The 24742-nt window shown below is 66.9% G+C and carries 16 protein-coding genes; 4 read left to right on the top strand and 12 right to left on the bottom strand.

Translation table 11 applies throughout. The annotated features are described in order from the left end of the window. Window positions 1-8: 8 nt before the first annotated feature. Window positions 9-3383: a GH92 family glycosyl hydrolase gene (locus tag ABD116_RS30130; RefSeq protein WP_343977820.1), complete on the bottom strand. Its 3375-nt coding sequence runs from the start codon at window positions 3381-3383 to the stop codon at window positions 9-11. Continuing rightward, on the bottom strand, window positions 3383-7783 hold the full coding sequence (locus ABD116_RS30125) for a fibronectin type III domain-containing protein (protein WP_343977817.1): 4401 nt from the start codon (window positions 7781-7783) through the stop codon (window positions 3383-3385). The genes ABD116_RS30130 and ABD116_RS30125 overlap by 1 nt, the downstream gene beginning before the upstream one ends. 140 nt (window positions 7784-7923) lie before the next feature. Between ABD116_RS30125 and ABD116_RS30120 the strand changes: the two genes are divergently transcribed. Next, on the top strand, window positions 7924-9186 hold the full coding sequence (locus tag ABD116_RS30120) for a lipopolysaccharide biosynthesis protein (protein WP_343977814.1): 1263 nt from the start codon (window positions 7924-7926) through the stop codon (window positions 9184-9186). A 3-nt stretch (window positions 9187-9189) separates the two neighbouring features. Here ABD116_RS30120 and ABD116_RS30115 read toward each other — a convergent pair whose 3' ends face one another. Genes ABD116_RS30115 through ABD116_RS30105 form a run of 3 tightly spaced genes read right to left on the bottom strand, consistent with a single transcriptional unit; the run spans window position 9190 to window position 12844 of the window. Then, complete coding sequence (locus ABD116_RS30115) at window positions 9190-10161, bottom strand: ABC transporter permease (RefSeq protein ID WP_343977811.1); 972 nt, start codon at window positions 10159-10161, stop codon at window positions 9190-9192. A 5-nt stretch (window positions 10162-10166) separates the two neighbouring features. Next, window positions 10167-11078: a carbohydrate ABC transporter permease gene (locus ABD116_RS30110; RefSeq protein WP_343977808.1), complete on the bottom strand. Its 912-nt coding sequence runs from the start codon at window positions 11076-11078 to the stop codon at window positions 10167-10169. 5 nt (window positions 11079-11083) lie between these two features. After that, complete coding sequence (locus ABD116_RS30105; RefSeq protein ID WP_343977805.1) at window positions 11084-12844, bottom strand: extracellular solute-binding protein; 1761 nt, start codon at window positions 12842-12844, stop codon at window positions 11084-11086. Window positions 12845-12999: 155 nt separating this feature from the next. On the opposite strand from ABD116_RS30105, the gene ABD116_RS30100 reads away from it, so the two are divergent. Next, window positions 13000-13479 carry an NUDIX hydrolase gene (locus ABD116_RS30100; RefSeq protein ID WP_343977802.1) on the top strand — a complete coding sequence of 160 codons (480 nt, stop codon included), beginning with the start codon at window positions 13000-13002 and terminating at the stop codon, window positions 13477-13479. A gap of 840 nt (window positions 13480-14319) precedes the next feature. Here ABD116_RS30100 and polA read toward each other — a convergent pair. Further along, window positions 14320-17031 (bottom strand): DNA polymerase I, encoded by a 2712-nt coding sequence (polA, locus tag ABD116_RS30095; protein WP_343979474.1) that lies wholly within the window; start codon window positions 17029-17031, stop codon window positions 14320-14322. 96 nt (window positions 17032-17127) lie between these two features. On the opposite strand from polA, the gene ABD116_RS30090 reads away from it, so the two are divergent. After that, window positions 17128-17553, top strand: coding sequence for a hotdog fold thioesterase (locus ABD116_RS30090; RefSeq protein WP_343977799.1), 426 nt, complete (start codon window positions 17128-17130; stop codon window positions 17551-17553). Here the strand turns inward: ABD116_RS30090 and ABD116_RS30085 are convergent. Beyond that, window positions 17516-18163 (bottom strand): GNAT family N-acetyltransferase, encoded by a 648-nt coding sequence (locus ABD116_RS30085; protein WP_343977796.1) that lies wholly within the window; start codon window positions 18161-18163, stop codon window positions 17516-17518. The genes ABD116_RS30090 and ABD116_RS30085 overlap by 38 nt on opposite strands. A gap of 129 nt (window positions 18164-18292) precedes the next feature. Between ABD116_RS30085 and ABD116_RS30080 the strand changes: the two genes are divergently transcribed. Further along, window positions 18293-19033 carry a DUF554 domain-containing protein gene (locus tag ABD116_RS30080; protein WP_343977793.1) on the top strand — a complete coding sequence of 247 codons (741 nt, stop codon included), beginning with the start codon at window positions 18293-18295 and terminating at the stop codon, window positions 19031-19033. Between the two features lie 100 nt (window positions 19034-19133). Here ABD116_RS30080 and ABD116_RS30075 read toward each other — a convergent pair whose 3' ends face one another. The 5 genes from ABD116_RS30075 to ABD116_RS30055 all read right to left on the bottom strand — a co-directional run bounded on the left by ABD116_RS30075 (window position 19134) and on the right by ABD116_RS30055 (window position 24644). Continuing rightward, complete coding sequence (locus ABD116_RS30075; RefSeq protein ID WP_343977790.1) at window positions 19134-19850, bottom strand: ABC transporter ATP-binding protein; 717 nt, start codon at window positions 19848-19850, stop codon at window positions 19134-19136. After that, complete coding sequence (locus ABD116_RS30070; RefSeq protein ID WP_343977787.1) at window positions 19847-20698, bottom strand: ABC transporter ATP-binding protein; 852 nt, start codon at window positions 20696-20698, stop codon at window positions 19847-19849. The genes ABD116_RS30075 and ABD116_RS30070 overlap by 4 nt, the downstream gene beginning before the upstream one ends. Further along, window positions 20695-22389 carry a branched-chain amino acid ABC transporter permease gene (locus ABD116_RS30065; RefSeq protein ID WP_343977784.1) on the bottom strand — a complete coding sequence of 565 codons (1695 nt, stop codon included), beginning with the start codon at window positions 22387-22389 and terminating at the stop codon, window positions 20695-20697. The genes ABD116_RS30070 and ABD116_RS30065 overlap by 4 nt, the downstream gene beginning before the upstream one ends. Next, the gene (locus tag ABD116_RS30060; RefSeq protein WP_343977781.1) at window positions 22386-23318 is read right to left on the bottom strand and encodes a branched-chain amino acid ABC transporter permease; all 933 of its coding nucleotides are present in this window, start codon (window positions 23316-23318) and stop codon (window positions 22386-22388) included. The genes ABD116_RS30065 and ABD116_RS30060 overlap by 4 nt, the downstream gene beginning before the upstream one ends. An 84-nt stretch (window positions 23319-23402) precedes the next feature. Then, window positions 23403-24644: a branched-chain amino acid ABC transporter substrate-binding protein gene (locus tag ABD116_RS30055; protein ID WP_343977778.1), complete on the bottom strand. Its 1242-nt coding sequence runs from the start codon at window positions 24642-24644 to the stop codon at window positions 23403-23405. Window positions 24645-24742: the final 98 nt, after the last annotated feature.

The raw sequence follows: 24742 nt of genomic DNA, 5'->3' as shown, positions 1-24742 counted from the left end.
ATACCGAGTCAGCCAGCGGCCACCGAGAACACGTGAATGTGTCCGAAACCACCGCTCGGAGGCGGAAGTTCAAGTGTTTGAAGGCTTTTTCCGGCCAGTAGCGGCAGCGTCTTTGCAAAGACATAGGTGGCGATCTGCTGTTTCCCTGAAGGCATCCAGTTCCGGTACGTCATCTGCGCGACGACGGTGTTGCCATGCCCGATCGCCTCGGTGCCACCACCCCGGGTCCAGTCCGTGAAGCCCAGTACTACGGATTGCCGCGTCCCATCGGTGTAGACGATCGTGGCCGTCCCGGAAACGCCCGTCGGCCAGCCGGACGACGCCCCGAGCACTCCCAGCTTCGTCGCCCCCGCCGGAGCGGTGACCGGAATCGACTGGCCTTCGGCGACGAAGTTGTCCCGGTCCCCCGCCGCCGTCGACGGCCAGCGGTAGTGGATGCCGCCGCTGACGACATCAGCACCAGGCGCCAGCCCGGCCGCGGTGAGCGCCTGCCGGGAGTAGCTCGCCGCCGCGTTGTCGAAGTCGGCCGACCCGAGTTGGGTGTCGTCGCTGACCCCCGCGTTGGCGCGATGGCCGGAGAAGCCGACGTCGAAGACATGCAACCGGCCCGACGCCGGCGCGGTCGGCAGCGTCACGCCGACGACGGTCTTGGCGGCGTCGATCGGGAAGGAGGCGGAGTACAGGTAGGTCCGTACTTGCTCCGGACCGCCGGCCCAGTAGTTGTTGCGGTACGGCATGTCCGCCGCGACGACGTTGTCGGCCCGCTTCTGCACAGCGCCGCCCGCCAGGGTCCAGTCGCTGAAACCGAGTTGGACGGCCGCGCTGGTGCCGTCGGCGTACCGGACGGTCGCAGTACCGGCTGCTCCGTCCATCGCGCCCTCCGCGCTGCCGAGGAAGCCGATCCGGTTGGCGCCCGGCGGACTCGAGACGGTCAGCGTCTGACCTGCCGCGACCACGTTGTCCGGCCGGCCGGCCCGGATGTTCGGCCAGACATAGTCGATGCCGCCAGCTACGAATTTGCTGCCGGGAATCACGCCGAGAGTCTGCAGGGCCGCGACGGCATAACCCGAGCCGAAATTGTCGTAATTGGCTTCCCCAGGGTCGCTGTCGTGGCTCGTTCCGTTGTTGTCGGCAATGGAAACGGCGTCCGACGAGTACGACGGTGGCGCCGCGTCCGGCGTCGTCGCCCAGCCCGTTCCAGCCTGGCTGCCGAGGACGACGCTCATCGTCGCACCGGTGGTGAGCGTGCCGGCCGGCAGGAAGGCTTTGTTCCAGGCTGCGCCGTCGACGGTCATGCTCTGGACGTACGGCGTACCGACAGAGGCCGCCGGCGCGTTGATCGTGAGGGTTTTGCCGCCTTGCAGACGGACGACCGTCTCGGGGAACAAGGGGCTGCCGAGGACGAGGTCGGCCGTGCCCGGAGTCGCCGGATAGAGGCCGATCGCGGACCAGACGTACCAGGACGACAGCGACCCGAGATCGTCATTGCCCGCCAGGCCGTCCGGCTTGTTGGCGAACAGTTCGGTCTGGACCCGCCGGACCACTTCCTGGGTCTTGTCGGGCCGCCCGGTGTAGGAGTACAGCCACGGCGTACCGAAGCTCGGCTCGTTCCCCATCCAGGCGTACTCGCCGGCGATCTGGTTGAGCTGCTGGAAGTGCGTGTCGAGGTACTGGTTCATCGCGCCCGGCCCGCCCTTGGCCGCGATCAGCCCGGCCGCGTTGAACGGCACCATCGGCGTGTACTTCCACGAGTTGCCTTCGGCCCAGTCGTCGAACGAGAAGTCCGTCGGACTGAAGTTCTCCTTCCACGCCCCGCTCCCCCGGCGCGGCTGCACGAACCCACTCGCCGGGTTGAGCAGGTACTGCCACCCCTGCGCCCGATCGAGAAACTTCGCCCGTACGGCGGTGTCGCCGCGCGCCCCGGCGAACGCGGACAACGCGAAGTCGGCGATGTTGTACTCGAGCGAGGTCGACACCGTGCCCGTGTGGTCGCAACAGCCGAACCCGCCGTCGGTCGGCAGATAGCCGTGCGTGTCGAGGTAGCCGTTGCCCGGCCGGACGTCCGACCGCCCGGTCGCCTCGTCGACCATCGCCGCCTGTGCCTTCGCGGCATCGAAGTTGCGGGCTCCGAACGCGTAAGCCGACGCGATGATCGGCAGCGCCGGATCGCCGACCATCATGTACGTCTCGCTGTTCGCCACCGGCCACTTCGGCAGCCTGCCCGACTGGTCATAGGCCAGCAGCATCGACCGGATCATGTCCGAGGTCTGCGCGGGCGCCACCAAGGCGCTCAACTGGATCTGTGATCGATAGGTGTCCCAGCCGGAGAAGTTGGCATAAACCGCCGACTGCCCCGCGGGCACCGTATGGACCGCCTTGTCGAAACCGAGGTACTGCCCGTTCGAATCGCTGAACACATTGGGATGCAGCAACGAGTGGTAAAGCGCCGTGTAGAAAGTCTTCTGCGAATCCAGCGTCCCGCCACCGATCTGGATCCCGGTCAGCAAACTGTTCCACGACGTCTTGGCGGCCTGCTCGACCACCGCCGGATCCCAACTGGCCAGGGAATCCCGGTTTCCCTGCGCGTTGGCCACACTGACAAACGAAATCCCGACCTTCGCCTTCACCACCGTCCCCGCCGGGAACGTCAACGCGATCCCACCGTCACCGGTGTAAAGCGGCGGCGCTCCCCACTTGGCCGAAGCCGTGAAGGCCTTGTCGAACTTCACCGCGTAGTACAGCCGGTAGTGATTGCCCCGGATACAAAAGGCCCCGGCGCCGGTCCACCCAGTCACCTCGGTCGTACTGACCGCCGTCACCGCACCCTCGGACGCCGCCGCTCCGCCTGCGGTCTTGAGCAACAACGTCGCCGCCGTCCCCGCCGGAAACGTGAACCGCCCAAGCCCCGCCCGCAGCCCAGCCGTCAACTCCACCTTCACGTTGTTGGCCAACGTATTGGCGTAATACCCCGCCCGCGCAACTTCCTTGGCGTGGCTGAACCCCACCGTGGCTTTGTTCTTGTCCGCCGGAACCGTCCCCGTCACCGGCAGGAACGGCAGATCCCCATAGGCCCCACACCCAGCCCCACTCATCCGGGTGACCCCGAACCCAGCCAACGCGGTAGCCGCATAGTCATAATCCCCACCCGGCCACCGAGGCGAAGTATCCGGCCCCCACTGCACCATCCCGAACGGCACCGCCGGCCCCGGAAAAGTATTCCCCGCATTCCCTTCCTGCCCAGCCTTCTGAGCAGTCCCCACCATCGGATTGACCAACGCCGCCGGATCAGTCACCAGCGCCGTCGTACCGGCACTTGCCTGCTGCCCCGGAACCAGAGCGGCGAAACTCAGCCCCAGGACCACCGCCAGCCTTGCGATCCTCATCAGCAGTTGTGGATGCTGTAGTCGAAGGTGCTGTAGCCGCCCCAGAACAGGTTCGCAGCCACCTCGTAACTGTTGAAGTACCCGTGGGTGCGGGCATAGACCTCGGCGGCACCGTAGAGAGCACCAAAGGCCAGTCCGTGCTTCGCCCATTGCTCCGAATGGACTGCCTCGTGCTCCAGCAGGCGCGGGCCGAGCTGCTGGCCGGCCGAGTAGCCGTGCTTCGCGGAGATATCGCCGGCATCCAGCGCTTCGCATCTGATCTGGTAGTCGAACTCGCTCTCGGACCTCGGATAGCCCAGGTAGTCGCCCAACGTCAGGGGGCGCATCTGATTGTGCGACAGGTCGGTGTTGAAGCAGACGATCTGCAGCCTGGCAGCCTTACACGAGCTGCCACCGGTCAGAAGCCGCGCAAGCTCGTTCGGTCCGTCGTTCCCGGGTCGGATGCGGGCCCAGCTCAGGGGGTTCCAGCTGATCCGCGGCACGCCGTACTTCGGCGCCGACCACGGCCCCCAGCCGCGGGAGTTGTGGGTCCGGACGATGACCTCGAACTCCTCACCACCACGCAGCATCTGCGAGGAGCTGGTGACGGCGTAGAACGTCGCCTTCGACACCGTGTTGCCGGTGAGCCGGCTGCGGTAGCGAATCTCGCTCTCCCACGGTTCGACCGTGTTGTCCGACCAGCCCACCGACAGCTGGCCCGCGTACTCCGTGACGTACGTGATCGCCGGCGCCACGGGCGGTGGTGGAATCGGAGTCGCGGTGGCGACCGGGGACGGGGCCGAGACGCCGGCCTCGTTGGCAGCGCGGACCCGGAACTCGTACCGGGTGTTGTTGGCCAGCGGCACGACGGTCAGGTACGACTGACCGACGACCGGATAGGGAAGCCGGATCCACTGCTTGCCGGCGACCCGGTACTCGACCCAGTAGTAGACGCCGGCCGGTGTCGAGTCCGCCCAGTTGATGGCGACCCGGCGGTCTCCTGGTGACGCGGTCAGTGAGGCCGGGGCAGTCGGTGCCGGTGGCATCGGACGCGCCGTGTCCACCGGTGAGGGTGCCGACGTACCGGAAAGGTTGTTGGACAGCACCCGGAACTCGTAGGTGACCGCGTTCCGCAGGAAGGTCACCTTCAGGGTCCTGGCGCTGATGGGGAGCGGAAGGCGGCTCCACTTGCCACCGGCGGGACGCATCTCCACCCAGTACAGGATGTTCGCCGGCGTACCGGCCGACCAACTGAGATTGACGAAGCCGTTGCCCGGTGTCGCCGTGAGGCTGGTCGGCGGGGTCGGGAACGGAGGCATCGGGCGGGACTGGACGGTGTTGGTGCCGCCGCTCTCGCCGATCCCGTTCTGGGCGGTGACTCTGAACGCGTAGGTCTGACCGTTCTCCAGGAAGCCGGCCGTCATCGACGTACCGGTGACCGGCAGCGGCAGACGTTCCCACGGATCGCCCGAGGTCATGTTGCGCTGATAGACGATGTACTGGACACCGCTGGTCGTGCTGCCGGTCCAGGACAGCTTCACCTGCCCGTCCTGAGCCACGGCCGTCAGGTTCTTGGGAGCGACCGGCAATCCGCCGTACGACGTAGCCGACGCAACCGCGGACAACGCGCCCAGCCCGCCTTGGTTCTCGGCCGCGACCTTGAACTCGTATTTGTGTCCCGCCTTCATCAGCCCGAGCTCAGCCGTCTTGTCGAGGCTCGGCAGACCCAGCTTGGTGAAGGTGGTCTCACCTGCGGTCACGTCGCGCTGGTAAACCCAGAAGCTGACGTTGGCGACTCCGTTCCAGTCCAGCCGGATGGTGGCATCGCCCATCGCCCTCGCGACCAGCCCGGTCGGAGCCGGCGGCGGGTTGTAGTGCGAAGTGGCCCGGACCACTCCGCTGATCGGCCCGTCGATGCCATTCGCGTTGGGCTGGACCTTGAACTCGTAGACGTGCCCGTGCTTGAGGTACGCCGCCGTGAAGGCGCCCTTGTCCGTCGGGTACTCCAGCTTGACGAAGGACTCCCCCGCCGTCACATCCCGCTGGTAGACCCAGAAGTAGGTGCTGGGCACATCGCCCCAGGTGACCTTGATGGTTCCGTCCGTCTGCGCGGCGGCGACCAAGCCAGTCACCGGTGCCGGCGTCGGGAACTTGGGCGTCGACTGGACGGCCGCGGACAGCGCACCTTCCCCGTTCGGCCCGATCCCCGACACCTTGAACTCGTAGGTGTGCCCGTTCGACAGATACCCCGCCGTCATCCCCGTGCCGGCCGCGATCGGCAACGGCAGCTTGGTGAAGGTCGTCTCGCCGTCCGTGACGTCGCGCTGATACACCCAGTACCAGGCGTCGTCGCCGAGACTGTTCCAGCTCAGCTTGACCTCACCATCACCCGCCACCGCGACCAGCCCGGTCGGCGCCGGCAACTTCGGGTAGGTCGAGGTGGCCGGAGCCGCCACCACCTTGGCGGATTCGCCACCGTCGTTGTACGCCGTGACGGCGAACTCGTAGCTGTGTCCGTCGGCGAGATAGCCCGCCTCCATCGAAGTACCGCTCGAGACCGGCAGCGGCAACCGGACGAACTCCGTCTCGTCCGCCGTCAGGTCCCGCTGATAGACCCAGTACCAGACCCCTGGCGTCGTCGACGCCGTCCAGCTCAGACCGACGGTGCCGTTCGTCTTCGTGGTCGCTGTGAGAGCAGCCGGCGCCGCGGGTGGAATACCGACCGGCGTCGCCGTCACGACGGCCGACTTGGCGGAGTCTCCACCAGCTCCCTTGGCGATCACGTAGAACTCGTGCGGATGCATCAGGGTCAGGCTCTTGACCTGGTACTGCCGGACATCACCGCCCACTACGGTGACCGACTCGAAGGTGCTGTCGGCCTCCGTGGTGTCCCGATAGAAGATCTCGTAGTTCCAGCCGCCTGTGACACCGGCCCAGGAGACCTTCACGCCACCGGTGGATCCGTCCGGCACTGCACTGACGCCGGTCGGCGCCGCCGGCGGGTCGATGTGCACGGCGAGGGTGGAGACGTCGGACGGAACGCCTTCGCCGACGTTGTTCGCGGCTGCCACCTTGAACTCGTAGGTCTTGCCGTCGCGGACGTACGACTCGGTGGTCGACGTCGAGCTCACTGAGGTCGCTCGACGGGCGAAGTGCGTCTGCCCGTCCGTCACGTTCCGCTCGTAGAGCCAGTACTTCGTAGCTCCGGCGACCGGCTGCCAGGAGAGCACGGCCTCGCCATCAGCGTTCTGGGTCACGGCGAGTCCTCCGACCTTGGCCGGCACCGCCGTCGGGTCCGGCGGCTGGATCGGCCAGGCGGTCTCGACGAAACGTGGCCGGTAGATGCCGGCGTCCTCGGTGTTCGCGGTGGCATTGAGGCTGTTCACGTTGTACGACCACAGCAGCTTCCCCCCGGCGGCCGACTGCGGATGGACGTGGGCGTCGTACACGATCTTCTCGTTGCCCTCGGCGCCCTCCGGTGCCTGGAGCAGAACCACCGGGGCGCTCCACGGGCCGGTCGGTGAGGGTGAGGTGTAGGCGACCATGTCGGGGTGGAAGACTCCGTTGCCCTGCTGGGTGACGAGGACCCAGTTGGTGCCTACCTTCTGTACTCCGAAGGTCGTGCCGACGCCGCTCAGCAGACGAGCTGAGGCTGCTTCGTCGGTGACCCAGGTGGTTCCGTTCCAGTACTCGAGGGGCGCGGTCAGATCGGCGTTGGTGCGGGCGAGGTGCGCGAACCGCATGCCGGTGTCCTCGAGGTACTCCGAGCCGTACACGTAGGTGATCGGCCCGTCCTCGACCAGCTCGACACCCCAGGCGATCTTGTCGCCGACCGGCAACGCGGTCACCGATTCGAGCGCGAAGGTGGCCGGGTCGAAGGTCGCCACGCTGGTGCCCTTGAGCTTGACGTCGAGCGCACCCTGGCCCGATCGTCCGTACCGCGTGTAGGCCACCCGCAGTTTGCCGTCGCGCGCCGTGCCGTCGCCGACCCAGAAGAAGTCGCCGTCGGCGGTAGGCGGCATCACGGCGGTCGGCGCGGCCGCCGTACCGCGGAAGATGGTCGTGTCCAGACCCGCGCCGGACTGCACGACGATCGAGTTGTTGATCATCGGGGTGTTCGCCGGCCGGCTGCCGTCGGCGTTGACGGTGCCGATGTAGGTGTCGGAGAAGAGCCAGGCGACCCGGCCGTCGGGCAGCGGGACCGAGGCCGTGCCGTCGCCACCGCTCCACTTGCCTGAGGTGTCGCCGTAGGTCTTGAAGGCGGTGTTCAGTTGCGCGGCACTCAGGACACCGACGGGAGTCACCGCGGTCGCGGCGCTCGGAGTGACGATCATGGCGAGCACGACGGCGACCACCGTCAGCAGTGCCGTACCGACTTTGGTGCGTAGTTTGACGCGCGACGACGCGGAATTCGCTGCCATGAGCCCCACCCCTTTGAAGATTTGGTCGAAGGCTAGAAGTCGGCGGGAACCGCCCACAAGCGGGAGTTGCTGCAACGTGTGAGGGCTTGACAGTGAGGGCGATGTGGGCTGGTGGGTGGGGGTGGCACTAGCGTTGGGGTATGACCTCAGAGACGACTCCCGAGCAGCCGGTCGAGCCGAAGTTGGGGTTTTTGCGGAGTGCGACCGTGGTGGCGGTCGGGATGGCTGTCATGAATGTGGCGGCTTACGGGTTCACGTTGTTCGCGGTGCATCGGCTGGTGCCGGAGCAGTTCAGTGCTGTGGTGGCGTTGCTGGGGTTGTTGCTGATCGGGAACGTCGTGCCGCTGGGGTTGCAGGCGTCGGGAGCGCGGCGGATCGCTACGCATACGGGGGCGGGGCGGGAGGCCCTGGCGGATTCGTTGCTGCGGGCGGGGCGGCGGTCCGCGCTTGGGTTGACGGTGGTGTGCCTGTTGGCCAGCCCGCTGTTGATTTGGCTGCTGCACATCGACTCGGTGCTTGCGGTGATCCTGCTGGCTCCGACGCTTGGCGGGCTGACGCTGATGGGGTCGCAGCTCGGAGTGCTGCAGGGCAGTGAGCGGTGGACCGAGTTGGCGGCGATGTACACGGCTGTCGGCGTTGGGCGGTTCGCCTTCGGGGCCGGGGCCTTGGTGATTCACCCGAGTGTGACCGCGGCGATGATCGGTGTCGCGGTGGGTGCGGCGGTACCGCCGTTGGTGGGGTCTTTCCTGCTTCGCGGGTCCAGGGGTGGTACGCCGGAGCAGGTCAAGGAAGTGTTGCGGGAGACGATCCACGGCACCCATGCGCTGCTGGCGTTCTTCGCCATCGCGAATGCGGACGCCTTGCTCGCCCGGGGCCTGATGGACGGCCAGCACAGCGGGTACTACGCGGCCGGCGTGATCGTCGCCAAGGCGTGCCTTTTCCTGCCCCAGTTCGTGATCGTGATCGTCTTCCCCTCGCTGGCCAGCTCCCCCGGCGACACGCTGCGGCTGCGGCGCGCGATCCAGGCGGTCGCGGCGCTCGGCGTGTGCTGTGTCCTCGGTGCGTTGCTGCTACCGGATCTGGTGGTGACGGTTGCCGGGGGCAAGGACAAGTACCCGGTACTGGGCGATTTCGCCTGGATCTTCGCACTCGCCGGTTCCGCGTACGCCGTCCTGCAGCTGGTCGTGTACGCCGCGATCGCCCAGCAGGAGAAGCGTGCCGCCCTGGTGATCTGGATCGGCCTGGCCGTGCTGGCGGTCGCCGCCCTGATCGTCATCGGCACGGACCTCGCCACCGGCTTCACCGCCATCAAGGTCCTGGCCGCGATGACAGCCGTCTGCGCCATCGCCCTGTCGGCCGTGCTGGCGACCGGACTCCACCGCCAGACAGCCGACAAGGCGTAGTACTCACCAGAGACTGGACTTGGCGAACTTCCGCGCCAGCGTGTTCGCCAGCACCAGCAGGACGAGACCGATCACCGACCGGAACAGCCCGATCGCCGCGGCATAACTGAACTGCGGCACCTGGGACGCGAAGCCGAGCTTGTAGACGTAGGTGTCGATGACCTCCGACGTCTGCAGGTTCAGCGTGTTCTGCAACAGCAGCACCTTCTCGAAACCGACCGACATGATCGAGCCGATGTTCAGGATCAGCAGGATGACGGCCACCGGCCGGATCGCCGGCAGGTCGATGTGCCAGACCCGGCGCAGCCTGGAGGCGCCGTCGACGATCGCCGCCTCGTGCAGCTCCGGCGAGACGCTGGTCAGCGCGGCCAGGTAGATGATCGCCGAGAACCCCATCGTCTGCCAGGCGCCGGACCAGACGTACAGGTGCCTGAAGTAGTCCGGATTGCTCAGCACGTCGATCGGCCCGATCCCGAACTGGCCGAGGACATGATTCAGCACGCCGCTGTTCGGGTCGACGATCACCACGATCAGGCCGACCACGACGACGGTCGAGATGAAGTGCGGCGCGTAGGTGATCAGCTGCACCGACCGCCGGTACCACCGGCGCCGCGCCATGTTGAGGCCGAGCGCGAGCAGGATCGGCAGCCAGAACGTCGCCACCAGCTCGTACAGGTGCAGGATCAGCGTGTTCTTGATCAGCCGCCAGAACTGGTACGACTCGGCGAACCGCTCGAAGTGCTTGAGGCCGACCCAGCGGCTACCGAGGATGCCGTCGACCACGTTGTAGTCCTTGAAGGCGATGATCGCGCCGTACATCGGCCAGTAGGCGAAGATCGCCAGCCAGATCAGCGGCACCGCGAGCATCGCGTAGAGCTGCCAGTTGCGCCGCATCCGCGCAACCAGGCCAAGGCCGTTCTTGGCGCCGGCGCGCGCGGCCGGAGCGGTACGTCGTACCAGGGTTTCGGTGGCCATCGGCGTCAGCCCTTCAACGAGCCGACCATGGCCCCCTTGACGAAGTGCTTCTGCACGAAGGGGTAGATCAGCAGTGGCGGAATGGTGGCGATCACGATCAGCGAGAACTTCAGCTGCTCCTGCAGCTCCTTCATCCGGATCAGCTCGGCGGTGTCGCGGACCTGGGACGGGTCGAAGTTGTTCTGGATCAGGATCTGGCGCAGCACCAGCTGGAGCGGGAACAGGTGCTCGTTGGTCAGATAGATCAGCGCGTTGAACCAGGAGTTCCACTGCGCGACGGCGTAGAAGAGCAGGTTCACCGCGATGATCGGTTTGCTCAGCGGCAGCACGATCCGCCAGAAGAAGCCGAAGTCGGTGCAGCCGTCGACCTTCGCGGCCTCGACCAGCTCCTCGGGGATCGTCGACTGGAAGTAGGTCCGGGTGATGATCATGTTCCAGACCGCCAGCGCGGCCGGCAGGATGATCGCCCAGCGGGTGTTCAGCAGGCCGATCCGGTCCACCACCAGGTACGTCGGGATCAGGCCGCCGTTGAACATCATCGTGAAGACGAACAGCGCCATGATGAAGCCCTTGCCGGGCAGCCCTTTGCGGGACAGCGGGTACGCCGCGAAAAGGGTCAGCACGGTCGCGAGCAGCGCGCCGCCGGCCGCGTAGACGACGGAGTTGCCGAAGCCGCTGACGATCGAGTCGTAGTCGAAGACGGCCTTGAACGACTCGATGCTGAAACCGACCGGCCACAGCCAGACCTTGCCGGAGACGACGTTCTTCGGATCGCTGAGCGAGGCGCTGACCACATAGACCAGCGGATAGAGCACGGCCAGCGTGAACAGCCCGAGGGCGGTGTAGTTGCAGATCATCACGATCCGGTCGGACCGGGTCTCTTGCACCGGAGCGGGCGCCTCGGTTGCCGTAGCCATCGCCGTCACCCCTGGTAGGTCTCGTAGGCGGCCTGCTGGATCTCGAGATAGGGCCGCAGCCCGATCTTTGCGATGCGATCGGTGTAGTCGCGCCACTGCCCGTCGTCATGCGGATCGAGCTTGCCCGTGACGAACTTGGCCAGGGAGGTGGTCACCTCGCCCTTGAGATTGAGGCCGATCTCGGCGTCCTGCGCGGCCTGGTCGGCTTCCAGGGTGACCGGCGGGAACTGCATCTCCATCGGCTGCTTGTACGGGAACAGCTCGTCCCGGGTCTGGGTGTAGAGCGGTGACTCGAAGGTCGCCTTCTGCGGATTCACCCGTTCGGCCAGCCGGAAGTCGCCGGAGCGGTACATCACGCCGTACTGGTCCCAGGTCTTGCCCTTGGTCGCGTCGGAGTTCCAGGTCGCGTCGAAGCCGTAGATCGACTGCTTGCCGTTGATGCCCTTGTCGCCCTTGACCGACCAGCGGAAGTCGGGGCCGGCGTACGAGCGCAGTACGGCCTCGAGATCCATCTGGAAGTCGGCCCAGCGGACCAGGAGGTCGGGGTGGCGGCACTTGCGGGTGATGACGAGAGTGGAGACCTCGAGGCCGACTTTGAGGTAGTTCCAGGCGGCGTACCGGGTGCCGTCCGGGCCCTTCAGCGGTGGGATGGTCTCGTACTGATGCCAGCGCGCGTTCGGGTCGGTCTGGTCGATGGTCATGAACGAGCCCCAGTAGTACGCGCGGGCTCCACCGATCACGGGCCCGCCGGGGTTGTTGCCGTACCGGTTCATCTGATCCTGGTCGGCGGTGAAGATGTCCTTGTTCAGCAGGCCGTCGGCGTACAGGCCGCGCAGGTACTTGAGCGCCTCGCGCCATTCGTCCTTGACGTAGTTGGCAGCGACCTTGCCGTCGTCGACCACCAGCCAGGGGTCGCCGGGGTTGTAGAGGAAGGCGTTCATGAAGTAGCTGTCCAGCGGCGCGTCCTTGAAGCCGGCGAACGGGACCGTCTTGCCGCGACCGCCGAGATCGGCCTTCTTGAACGCGGTCAGCACCTCGCGGAACTCCTCGGTGGTCGTCGGGATCGCCAGGCCGACCTTGCGGATCCAGTCGGCGTTGAGGAAGGTCCGTCCGTTGGATGCACGGCAGTGGTAGCAGTCGTTGATGTCGGGGAAGCTGTAGATGCCCTTGTCCGGGGCAACCATCAGCTTGCGCGCCTCGGGGTAGTCCTTCATCGCTTGCTGGAGATTGGGCGCGTACTTGGCCAGGTACGGGTCGAGATCGACGAAGAGGTTCTGCGCGCCGTACAGGTAGAGCTGGGAGCGGGTGAAGGTGATGCCGAGGAAGGCGTCGGGGATGTCGCCGGCCGCCATCATCGCGTTGACCTTCGTCATCGTCTCCGGGTCGTCACCCTTGCCGGCCACCTGACGGAACTGGATCCTGATGCCGGTCTTCTGTTCCATCCACCGGGTGAACTCGTTCTTGGACCAGTCGCCGACCGTCAGGTTCTGCGGGACGACCACGGTGAAGGTAACCGGCTCGGTGACGATCGCGCGCTGCTCGCGCGCCACCGGTCCGACGTACCCGGGTGGGTAGTTGATCCCGGTCTTCTTGGCGCCCAGTGGCGTCGGCGGCGCCTCGAGGCTGTCGGGACTGGCACCCACCGACTGATCACCCGAGCCGCATCCGGTCAGTAGTCCGCTACTACCGAGCGCGGCGGTGATTCCCAGTGCTCCCGCTACGAAGGCCCTTCGCCGTACTCCGTCTCCGGTCTGATCTTCTGGCATCCCGCCTCCTGATGCAGATGATGAGATATCCGATAGGATCTCGGATCCTTGATCAGGCAGGGTGCCACGTAACGTTTAACCAGGGAAGAGGATGGTCACCTGGGGCGATTAATTTTTCACAGAAAGTATCGGCCGATGCGCCTAGGGTATGAGCCATGACGACCCCGAAGTTCATCCTCGACCTGCGCGCCAAGGTCGGCCATGATCTGCTCTGGCTGACCGGGATCACCGGCGTGGTGCTGGACGACGCCGAGCGCGTCCTGCTGGTACGCCGCGCCGACACCGGCCGCTGGTCGCTACCCGCCGGGATCCTCGAGCCGGGCGAGCAGCCGGCGCCGGCGTTGCTACGCGAGATCCACGAGGAGACTGCCGTCGAGGCCGAGATCGTCCGCCTGATCAGCATCGACACCCTGCCGCCAGGCGCCTACCCCAACGGCGACCAGGTCCAGTTCCTCGACCTCTGCTTCCACTGCCGCCTGACCCGCGGCGAGGCGCGAGTCAACGACGACGAGTCGCTGGAGGTCGCCTGGTTCCCCCTCGAAGACCTCCCACCACTCCAAGACCGCGAACTGAAATACATCACCACCGCCCGCACCCCAGACCCCGTCCCCCGCTACACCGGCCGCCCTGGCTAACGCCGCAACTCCAGTTGGAGCTCCCGCGACCAGCGCTCTCCCGTAGTCGGCTCCCGATTCAACCCGGCCGCCAGCCGACGCCGACCTTCCCCGCTCGACCAGGAGAGCCGCCTCCGCCAGCGCGTACCGCGTCTTCTTGTCCCGCCGCGGTTCGCCGACGCTGGGATCGCTCCACCTGGTATGCCGAAACGATGCTGCAGTCTTCGCCTGATAGTCGCCGAAGTAGCTCCACACCACGCTGTCCAGCGACACGTTCCGGATCGACGACGCGGGCAGCTCCGCCGTCCAGCGGGCCTTTTGCTGCCAGCGCCACCTGTTCGGACTTGTCTTGCCACGCCGGGTGATTCCCACGAAGCGCAACTGCCGCCGGATCACGTCCCACTGCGCGCGCTCATCGTCGATCCACTCACGCAGCAACTCGTAGAGGTTCTCGAAGGTGAGTCCGTCGTTCACCAGGTCGACGAACACCGTCGGCCGGCCGCGCATCAGGTCCGCCGGAGCAAGGCCCGCTGCGGTCAGATTCGTTCGTAGCTGAGCCTTCTCGGCAGAACTCAGGTCCTCGCCGTATCTCCCGGGCAGCGACAACGGCAAGGGATGCAGCCGGTCCTGCCAGGAAGTACCAGCCAAGGCGCCGCTCAGTAGGTCGAACAAGCTGTCTACCGAGCGGCCGACGAGATACAGATCGCCGTCGCTACAGCGGGCGAGCACCTTGGCTGTGCAGGCGATCAGCTCGTCGAGGTAGTCGACGTTGACCTCCGGCACGTCGTCGAGCAACGAGCCGAGCTGGTCCGGCCGGACCAGGTCCCAACGGAACGGCCGGATCGGCTCTTGGGGCATGACTTAGTGGGCTGCCTCGTGCCAGGTGCGGCCTACGCCTACTGAGACGTCCAGGGGGACGGTCATTTCGACGGCGGCGCCCATGTCGCGGCGGACCAGTTCTTCGAGGGTTTCGCGCTCGCCGGGGGCGATCTCGAAGACGAGTTCGTCGTGGACCTGGAGGAGCATCCGGGACTTGAGGCCGGCCGACTTCAGGGAGGCGTCGACCTTGAGCATCGCCATCTTGATGACGTCGGCGGCCGAGCCCTGGATCGGGGCGTTCAGCGCCATCCGCTCGGCCATCTCGCGGCGCTGGCGGTTGTCGCTGGTCAGGTCGGGCAGGTAGCGGCGACGGCCGAGGATGGTCTCGGTGTAGCCGCTCTTGCCGGCCTCGAGCACGATGCTGCGCAGGTAGTCGCGGACGCCGCCGAAGCCCTCGAAGTACTCGTCCATCAACCCCTTCGCCTCGTCCACGCCGATCTTCAGCTGCTGGCTCAGCCCGTACGCCGACAGCCCGTAGGCGAGGCCGTAGTTCATCGCCTTGATCTTGGCCCGCTGCTCCTGCGTCACCGCGGCCGGCTCGACCGAGAACACCCGCGACGCGGTCACCGAGTGGAAGTCCATCCCGGAGTTGAACGCGTCGATCAGGCCCTGGTCCTCCGACACGTGCGCCATGATCCGCATCTCGATCTGGCTGTAGTCGGCCGACATCAACGCCTCGAAGCCCTCGCCGACCACGAACGCCTCACGGATCCGGCGGCCTTCCTCGGTCCGGATCGGGATGTTCTGCAGGTTCGGGTCGGTCGAGCTGAGCCGCCCGGTCGCCGCGATCGTCTGGTTGAACGTGGTGTGGATCCGCGCGTCCACCGGGCTGATCGTCTTCAGCAGCCCCTCGACCGTCTGCCGCAGCCGGGTCGCGTCCCGGTGCGCCAGCAGGTAGGCCAGGAACGGGTGCTCGGTCTTCTCGAACAGCGACTGCAGCGAGTCCGCGTCGGTCGTGTAGCCGGTCTTGGTCCGCTTGGTCTTCGGCATCTGCAGCTCGTCGAACAGCACCACCTGCAGCTGCTTCGGCGACCCGAGATTGATCTCCTTGCCGATCACTTCGTACGCCGCGGTCGCCGCCTCCCGGACTCCGGTGGCGAACCGCGCCTCGAGCTCCTCCAGGTACGGCCGGTCGACCGCGATGCCGTCTCGCTCCATCCCGGCGATGACGTCGATCAGCGGCAACTCGACCTCGGCGAGCAGCGTCGTACCGGCCTGCTTGTCCAGCTCGGCGTCGAGCGTGTCGGCCAGGTCGGCGATCGCGCGGGCGCGCAGCATCGTCGCGTCCGCGGCCGGGCCGCCCTCGACGTCGTCGAAGCTGAGCTGACCGTTCTCGGCCTCCTCGGTGCGCAGCTCACGCTTGAGGTACCGCACGGTCAGGTCGGCCAGGTCGTACGATCGTTGGTCCGGCCGGACCAGGTACGCGCTCAGCTGGGTGTCCGAGGTCAGCCCGCCGAGGGTCCAACCGCGCTCAAGGAACCCCAGCAGCGGGCCCTTCGCATCGTGCAAAGCCTTCGGCTGATTCGGGTCGGCCAGCCACGCCTGCCAGGCCGCGTCATCGTCCGGGGTCAGGTAGGCCGGGTCGAACCAGGCCGCCGCACCCGTCGAGGTCGCCAGCGCCAGGCCGGTGATCTCACCGGTACCGCGCCCCCAGCTGCCTTGCACTGCGACACCGGTCCGCGCGCCGGTCGACACGTGCTCCTTGATCCAGGCGCCGACCTCACCGGGCTTGAGCTGCGTGCCCTCGAGGTCGAAGCCCTCCTCGATCGCCTCCTCGACCTGCTCGTGCTCGGCGACCAGCCGCTCACGCAGTACCCGGAACTCGAGGCTGTCGAAGAGCGTGTGCACCTTGTCCCGGTCCCACGGGTGCCGGACCAGGTCGTCGACGGCCACGTCCAGCGTCAGGTCGCGGACCAGCTCGTTGATCTGCCGGTTGCGGATCACGTCGGACAGGTGCTCGCGCAGCGACTCACCGGCCTTGCCCTTGATCTCGTTCACCCGGTCGATCACGTCGTTCAGCGAGCCGAACTGGTTCAGCCACTTCGCCGCCGTCTTGTCGCCGACCCCGGGCACACCGGGCAGGTTGTCGCTCTTCTCCCCCACCAGCGCGGCCAGATCCGGATACATCCGCGGCGGGATCCCGTACTTCGCCTCGACCGCGGCCGGGTCCATCCGGGCGATCTCGGAGACGCCACGCTTCGGGTAGAGCACGGTGATGTTCTCGTTGATCAGCTGGAACGAGTCGCGGTCGCCGGAGCTGATCAGCACCTCGAAACCCTGCTCGTCGGCCTGCGTCGCCAAGGTGGCGATGATGTCGTCGGCCTCCCAGCCGTCGATCTCGGTGGTCGGGATCCGGAGCGCCTCCAGCACCTCCTTGACCAGCGAGACCTGCCCCTTGAACTCGTCCGGGGACTTCGACCGGCCGGCCTTGTACTCCGTGTACTGCTCGGAGCGGAAGGTCTTGCGGGACACGTCGAACGCGACACAGATGTGCGTCGGCTGCTCGTCGCGCAGCATGTTGATCAGCATCGAGGTGAACCCGTACACCGCGTTGGTGTGCTGACCCGTGGTGGTGGAGAAGTTCTCCACCGGCAGCGCGTAGAACGCCCGGTACGCGAGCGAGTGCCCGTCCAGCAGCAGGATCCGCGGTCGTCCGGTGGAGCCGTCCGCCACCGTGCCCGGGTCCTTGGTCATCGTCGAGGAGTCTGTTTCAGGAGCCACGTAAAGACTCTAGTGGGTACCGCCGACAGTTCTGGCACGCGCACGCGGGGGCTCACGTAGCCTTCTGTCATGAGTGATGACAAGACCGCAGTCGAGGTGCCGGGAATGTCCACCGAGGGCACGCTGCTCGCACTGATGGGCATCGAGATCACTGAGGCGGCGCCCGAGCGGGTGGTCGCCACGATGCCGGTGAAGGGCAACGTCCAGCCGTACGGACTGCTGCACGGCGGCGCGTCCTGCGTGCTCGCCGAGAGCCTGGGCTCGATCGGCTCCGCGCTGCACGCCGCGACGTACGGCAAGGTCGCTGTCGGTGTCGACATCAACGCGACGCATCACCGCGCGGTCCGCGAGGGTGTCGTCACGGGCGTGGCCACGCCGGTCTACCTGGGTCGCACCACGACGTCGTACGAGGTCGTCATCACCGACGAGCGGGACAAGCGGGTCTGCACCGCGCGGATCACGTGCCAGCTGATTCAGGCGCCGCCGGGAGCGTGAACTCGTCGTACTGCTCGTCGTCGTGGTCCTCGGCCAGCGGCGAGCGGGCGAGCTGAGCGCGGCGGGCCATCACGGAACGCCGCGACGACAGCAGGGCCAGCAGGTTGGGCGCATGCTCGGCCGCGAGACGACGCCGTACGGTATGCGTGCTCGCGAACCGCAGTACGCCGGCCTGCCCCAACCCCAGTCGGGCAAGGAACCTGTTCGCCTCGCGGGCGACCGGCGGAGCGACAACGGCGAGATGCGGGCAGTTCTCGTGCTCGGCCCACGCCGCCGCCTCGGCGATCAGCGCCTTGCCCAGGCCGTGCCGGCGGGCGTGGTCGCTGACGTGTAAGTACTCGACCGTCACGGTGACCTCGTCGTGCAGCGGGCTGATCGGGGTCTGGCGCAGGTACGCCATCCCGCCCAGCTCACCGTCGATCTCGCCGACCACCAGCCGGCCCGACGGGTCGTCGGCGTGCTTGGCCACGGACGCCTGCGCGGACTCCACGGACGGCGCGGTCAGCAAGCGGGCCTGATGCCCGGCTCCGACCGCCATCTCGCTCCACAGGGTCACCAAAGCGCCGGCGTCGTCCGGACGGGCGTCGCGCACCTCGATGGCTGGTGCCACGTGGCCCTCCTAGATTCTGATCCACCCCCGAGGTGAACAGATATGAGCGGATACGCTCATCCCCCGCGCAACAGTAGGGCTTCGAGGGTCCGATGCAAAGCTGACGCGAAGCGAAACGGGAGACCAGGTTTGTTCATCGGAATCGGTACTGTCGTGAACGTCGCGGCAGTGCTCGTCGGCTCGGTCCTCGGCGTCCTGATCGGTCACCGGCTGCAGCACCGGACCCGCGATCTGGTCACCGACGCCCTCGGCCTGGTCACGCTGCTGATCGCGATCAGTTCGGCACTGACCGTGGGCGACGACGTGCTGAGCGATGCCGTCGGAGACAGCGCTCCGGTACTGATCGTGCTCGGCGCGATGCTGATCGGCGGCATCACCGGCTCGCTGCTGCGGATCGAGCAGCGGCTGGAGGGATTCGGCGCCTGGATGCAGCACCGGTTCAGCCGGGGTGACAGCGAAAGCACTTTCGTCGAAGGCTTCGTGTCGGCGTCGATGGTGTTCTGTGTCGGGCCGTTGACCTTCCTGGGCGCGCTGTCCGACGGGCTGGGGCGAGGCGCCGATCAGCTGTTGCTCAAGTCGGTGCTGGACGGCTTCGCCTCGATCGCCTTCGCCGCGTCGCTGGGGTGGGGTGTGGCGGCATCGGCGGTCGTCGTACTGGTCATCCAGGGGCTGATGACGGCCGTAGGCGCCGTACTGGGCGACATCCTTCCCGACGCCCACGTGACCGCCCTGGGCGCCACTGGCGGCCTGCTGCTGGTCGGTGTGGCTCTACGGCTGCTCAAGATCAAGCAGATCGCCGTCGCGGACCTGCTGCCGGCGTTGATCGTCGCGCCGCTGCTGGTCCAGCTCCTCGTTGTCATCCGCAACTGACCAACAGTTGTTGCCTCAGACACCAAACGGGGACCTTGAACAAGTTATTACCTGTTCAAGGTCCCCATTGGGTGTTCAAGGCAACCAGTACTGCCGGGTGCTAGTCCTCGCCGAGGTACGCCTTGCGGACGTCGTCGTTGACGAGCAGCTCGCGACCGGAGCCGGACAGCACGATCTGGCCGACCTCGAGCACGTAGCCGTAGTCGGCCCGCTTGAGCGCCGCCTGGGCGTTCTGCTCGACCAGCAGGATCGTCGTACCCTGCCGCTGCAGCTCGGTGACCGTCGACATGATCCGCTTCATCATGATCGGCGACAGCCCCATCGACGGCTCGTCCAGCATCAGCAGCTTGGGCTTGCTCATCATCGCGCGGCCCATCGCGAGCATCTGCTGCTCACCGCCCGAGAACGTACCGGCCGGCTGCTTGCGCCGCTCCCCCAGGATCGGGAACAACTCGTACGCCGCGTCCAGGTCCTTGCGGATCGCGCCGTGGTCGTTGCGCGCGAACGCGCCGAGCAGCAGGTTCTCCTCCACCGACAGCCGGGGGAAGATCCGCCGGCCCTCGGGTGAGTGCGCCAGCCCCATCGTGACGATGTCGTGGGCCGGCACCTTGTCGATCCGCTGGCCCATGAAGGTGATCTCGCCACCACTGGGCCGGAGCAGGCCGGAGATGGTCCGCAGCGTCGTCGTCTTGCCGGCGCCGTTGGTGCCGATCAGCGAGACGACCTGGCCCTGCTCGACCGAGAAGCTGATCCCCTTCACGGCGACGATCTTGCCGTAGGAGACTTCCAGGTCCTTGACCTCGAGCATCGCGGTCATGCTTTGCCCTCCTCACCGGTCATGGGCGTGTCGTCCTCGTCGTCGTCCTCACCGGTGCCGATGTAGGCCTCGATCACCCGCGGGTCGGACTGCACCTCACCCGGGGTTCCCTCGACCAGCGCCTCGCCGCGGACCAGGCACAGCACCCGGTCGCACAGGTTGAAGATGAAGCGCATGTCGTGCTCGATGACGACGACGGACAGGCCCGAGTCCCGGATCTTGAAGATCAGGTCGCTGGCCTGCCGGGTCTCCTGCGGGTTCATACCGGCCGTCGGCTCGTCGAGCAGGATGAGCTTCGGGTCGGTGGCCAGCGCGCGGGCGATCTCGAGCCGGCGCTGGTCGCCGTACGGCATGTTGCGGGCCAGGTGCTCGGCCGACTTGCCGAGGCCGACGAACTCGAGCAGCTCCTGGGCACGGGCCCGGGTGGCGCGCTCCTCGCGACGGAACTTCGGCCCCCGCAGTACCGCGGTGAGCGCGCCCGCGCTGGTCCGGCAGTAGCGCCCGACCATCACGTTCTCCAGCGCGGTCATGTTCGCGAACAGCCGGATGTTCTGGAACGTGCGGGCCATCCCGGCCTTGACCACCGCGGTGGGCTTGGGCGCCAACGGCTTGCCGGCGAACCGGACCTGGCCGCTGGTCGGCTTGTAGAGCCCGGTCAGGCAGTTGAAGAAGGTCGTCTTGCCGGCCCCGTTCGGGCCGATCAGACCGACGATCTCGCCCTCGCGGACGGTCAGGTTGACGTCGTTGACCGCCAGCAGACCACCGAACCGCATGGTCACGCCGGAGGCCTCCAGGACCACCTGCGGACTGGCCGGTACGGCGTTGCTCACTTCCTCCGTGACGGTCATTTCGCCTCCTCGACCAGCTCGTGCTCGATCGCCACCGCGAGTTCCTCGTCCTCTTCGTGGAACTCCAGCTGCCGCCGTCTGCTCGCGACCAGCCCCTCCGGACGGAACCGCATCATCAGCACCAGCAGCAGACCGAACAGCAGCAGCCGGTACTCCGAGAAGAACCGCAGCTTCTCCGGCAGCAGCTTCAGGATCGTTGCTCCCAGCAACACACCGGCGATGGTACCCATACCGCCCAGGACGATCGCCGCGAGCAGGAACGCCGACTCGAGGAAGACGTACTGGTCCGGGCTGACCGCACCGTCCTGGTGGGCCTTGATGGTGCCGGCCAGGCCGGCCAGGAAGGCGCCGACCGAGAACGCCAGCAGCTTCAGGCCGAAGACGTTGACACCCATCGCCTCGGCGGCCTTCTCGTCCTCGCGGATGGCCACCCAGCCGCGGCCGATCCGGCTGTCGTTGAGCCGGGCGAAGACCAGGATGACGCCGCCGATCAGGATCAGCAGCAGGAAGTAGTAGTTCGAGAACCTGCCCAGATCGATCCCGGCGATGGTGTGCGTCGCGCCGAAGTTGAAGCTGCCGATCTCCAGGTCCGGGATGCCGGGGACACCGTTCGGGCCGTTGGTCAGGTTCGGGCCGTTGTTGCCGTCCAGGTTGAACATCGAGAACCGGAAGATCTCACCGAAGCCCAGCGTCACGATCGCCAGGTAGTCACCCGAGACCCGCAGCGTCGGCGAACCGATGATCAGGCCCAGCACCGCCGCCACGCTCGCACCGAGCAGGACGACCACCAGGAACGGCGGCTTCCAGCCGATGGTGGCGAACGCCGACTGCGACATCGTCGCCGCGACGTAGGCGCCGGAACCGAGGAAGGCGATGTACCCGAGGTCGAGCAGGCCGGCCAGGCCGACCACGATGTTCAGACCCATGGCGGTGGCGGCGAACACCAGCACCTGGGTGGCGATCGACATGTTCGCGTCCGACCCGTTCTGGGTGAACGGGAACAGGAACGCGACCAGGAAGGCCGACAGGGTGAGGATCTTCTTCTGCCGCTGGGCGACGTGACCGAACCAGGTCAGGATGCCGGTCCGCACCATCATCGCGATCACGCCGGCGGCGAAGACCAGGAACAGCACGAACGACCAGGCGTCGTCGCGGCCCAGCGCGTAGGCCGCACCGAACAGGACACCCGCCATCACGACGGCGATCGCGAGTACCTCGGCCCAGCCCGGCGCCCTGGCCGCGGCCAGGTCACGGTGCTCGCGCAACGGAACGACCCGCGCGCCCAGGAACAGCAGCAGCGCGCCCACGAAGGACACCCAGCCACCCGGGTTGACGTTGATCAGGCCGTCGGAATCGGTGGTGATGGCAACGAGCACCAGCACCATGTAGATCAGCATCCACAGACCGAGGGCGCGCAGTCCGAGCGCCGCGTCGAGCCATGGCCCGATGCGGGACTCGAGCGGTCCCTTGGCGGTGAGCAGCAGCAACAGGCCGATGACCGCGCCGATGATGGCCAGGATCTGCAGGCCGCCGGGGTAGAAGTTCAGCGACAGGTTGCCCAGGATCGACTTGTCGTAGCTCCAGGACAGGAAGGAGCCGATGATCAGCAGCGCCACCCCGGCCAGGCCGAGCGGCCAGCCCTTGGCCGCGTGCTTGGACGTGAAGCTCTCGGGCAGGTTGGGAATTCTCATGCGCGATCCACCACCCTCGCTCCGAGCAGACCCTGCGGCCGGAAGACCAGCACCAGGATCAGGATCACGAACGCCCAGACGTCCTTCCAGGTACTGCCGCCGAGGCCGAACTGGGTCGCCATCGCCTCGACCACGCCGAGCACCAGGCCACCGACCACGGCGCCCTGGATGTTGCCGATACCGCCCAGCACCGCGGCGGTGAACGCCTTCAGACCGGCCAGGAAGCCCATCCGGAAGTCGATGTTGTTGTTCTGCAGTCCCTGCGACACACCGGCGACGGCGGCCAGGACGGCGCCGAGCGCGAACGCCACGACGATGATCCGGTCGACGTTGATACCCATCAGCCGGGCGGTGTCCGGGTCCTGCGAGACGGCCTGCATGCCGCGGCCCAGGCGGGTCCGCGTGATGAAGTACCAGAGAAGTACCGAACAGATGATGAGCGCCGCGACGGTGAAGATCGCCGACCGCTGGATCGTCACGCTGCCGACCTCGACGGCCGTACCGCTGACCAGGTCGAGCTGCGGGAACGGGATCCGCTGCTTGGCGCTCGGGAAGTCCGGGATCTTCTCGTAGAAGAGCCGGATGAACTCCTGCAGGAAGACCGAGATGCCGATCGCCGTGATCAGGGGTGCCAGGCGGGGCGCGTTCCGCAGGGGACGGTACGCGATCCGCTCCATCAGCACCGCGGTGCCGACCGAGGCGATCATGGCGCCGATGATCATGATCGGCAGGATCCACACGCCGGTCTGACCGTCGAAGAACAACAGGTACGTCGTCAGTGCGCCGAACGCACCGATCATGAAGACCTCGCCGTGGGCGAAGTTGATGAGCTGAACGATGCCGTAGACGACGGTGTACCCGACCGCGATCAGGGCGTACAGCGATCCAAGGGTCAGCCCGTTCACGAGCTGCTGAAAGAACAGGTCCACGTCGACCTCCCAACTGGCTTGAGTTTGCGGCATGCCACGGGGGTGGGACGACGTGTGGCGTCCCACCCCCGGGTCATGGGTCGACTACTTGCTCTCGAAGTCCTTGGTCTCCACGGTGGCCCACTTGCCGGCATCCACCTTGTAGACGGTCAGGACCTTGGACGTGGTGTCGCCGTACTGGTCGAACGCGACCTTGCCGGTGACGCCGTCGAAGCTGACCTTGCTCATCGCGTCGATGGTCGCCTGACGGGCCGACTCGACGTCCTTGGCGTCCTTCAGCGAGACCTTCAGCGCGTTGATGATCGCGTTGGCCGCGTCGTAGGAGTAACCGCCGTAGGCCGCGTAGGGCTCCGGGTACTTCTGCTCGGCGTAGTCGGCGACGAACTTCTTCGCCGAGTCCAGCGCCTCGACCGGCGCGCCGACCGAGGTGGCCAGGTCACCGTTGGAGGTCTTGCCCGCCAGGGTGATGTACTTCGGGTCGAAGATGCCGTCGCCGCCCATCAGCGGGACGTTCAGGCCGGCGGCCTTCATCTGCTGCGACAGCGGTCCGGCGGCCGGGTACTCGCCACCGTAGTAGATCGCCTGCGGCGCGCTCGGCTTGATCGCGGTCACGACGGCCTGGTAGTTCGAGTCGTCCGGGTTGATGGTCTCGGCCTCGACGACCGTACCGCCCAGCTTCTTGAACTCCTCGGTGAAGGTGCCGACCAGGCCCTGGCCGTACGCCTTCTTGTCGTGCACCGTGGCGACCTTGGTGATCTTGGCCGTCTCGTACAGGTACCGGGCCGCGAACGGGCCCTGGACCGCGTCCGTGGTGCAGGTGCGGAAGTACGAGGCGTACGGACGCTTCGGGTCCTTCTGCCAGTCGACGCCCTGGGTCAGGCCCGGGCCGGTGTTGGCCGGCGAGACCTGGACGATCTTGGCGGTCGACAGGACCGGCTGGACCTGCTGGCTGACGCTGGTGTTCAGCGTGCCGACGACGCCGATGACGTCCTTGTCGCCGGCCAGCGACGTGGCGGCGTTCTTACCCGGGTCCGGCTTGGCCTCGTCGTCCTTCGCGTCGACCTCGAGCTTCCAGCCCGGGATCGCGTTGGAGTCGTTGGCCTGCTTGACGGCCAGCTCGACCGAGTGCTGGATACCCAGACCCAGCGCCGACAGGTCGCCTGACAGAGGTGCGATGACGCCGATCTTGGCGGTCTTGGTCGCACTGCCGCCGCCCCCGGCGTTGTCGTCCTTGCTGCGTGAACCGCAGGCAGTCAGGGCCAACGACGCCACGATCAGCGTCGCGCCGACCCGTACTACGGAACGCTGCTGCACTGTTCCTCCCATGTCTGGATAGTCCGAGCAAACCCTCGGACTCCCGCGATTGCCGCGAGCACCCGCAGGTTAGACCTCCGGAAGCGTCACAAGCGAACGTCACGGAGCGT

Source organism: Kribbella koreensis (assembly GCF_039525325.1).
GTDB lineage: Bacteria > Actinomycetota > Actinomycetes > Propionibacteriales > Kribbellaceae > Kribbella > Kribbella koreensis.
This window is presented reverse-complemented; position numbering and strand designations above follow the sequence as displayed.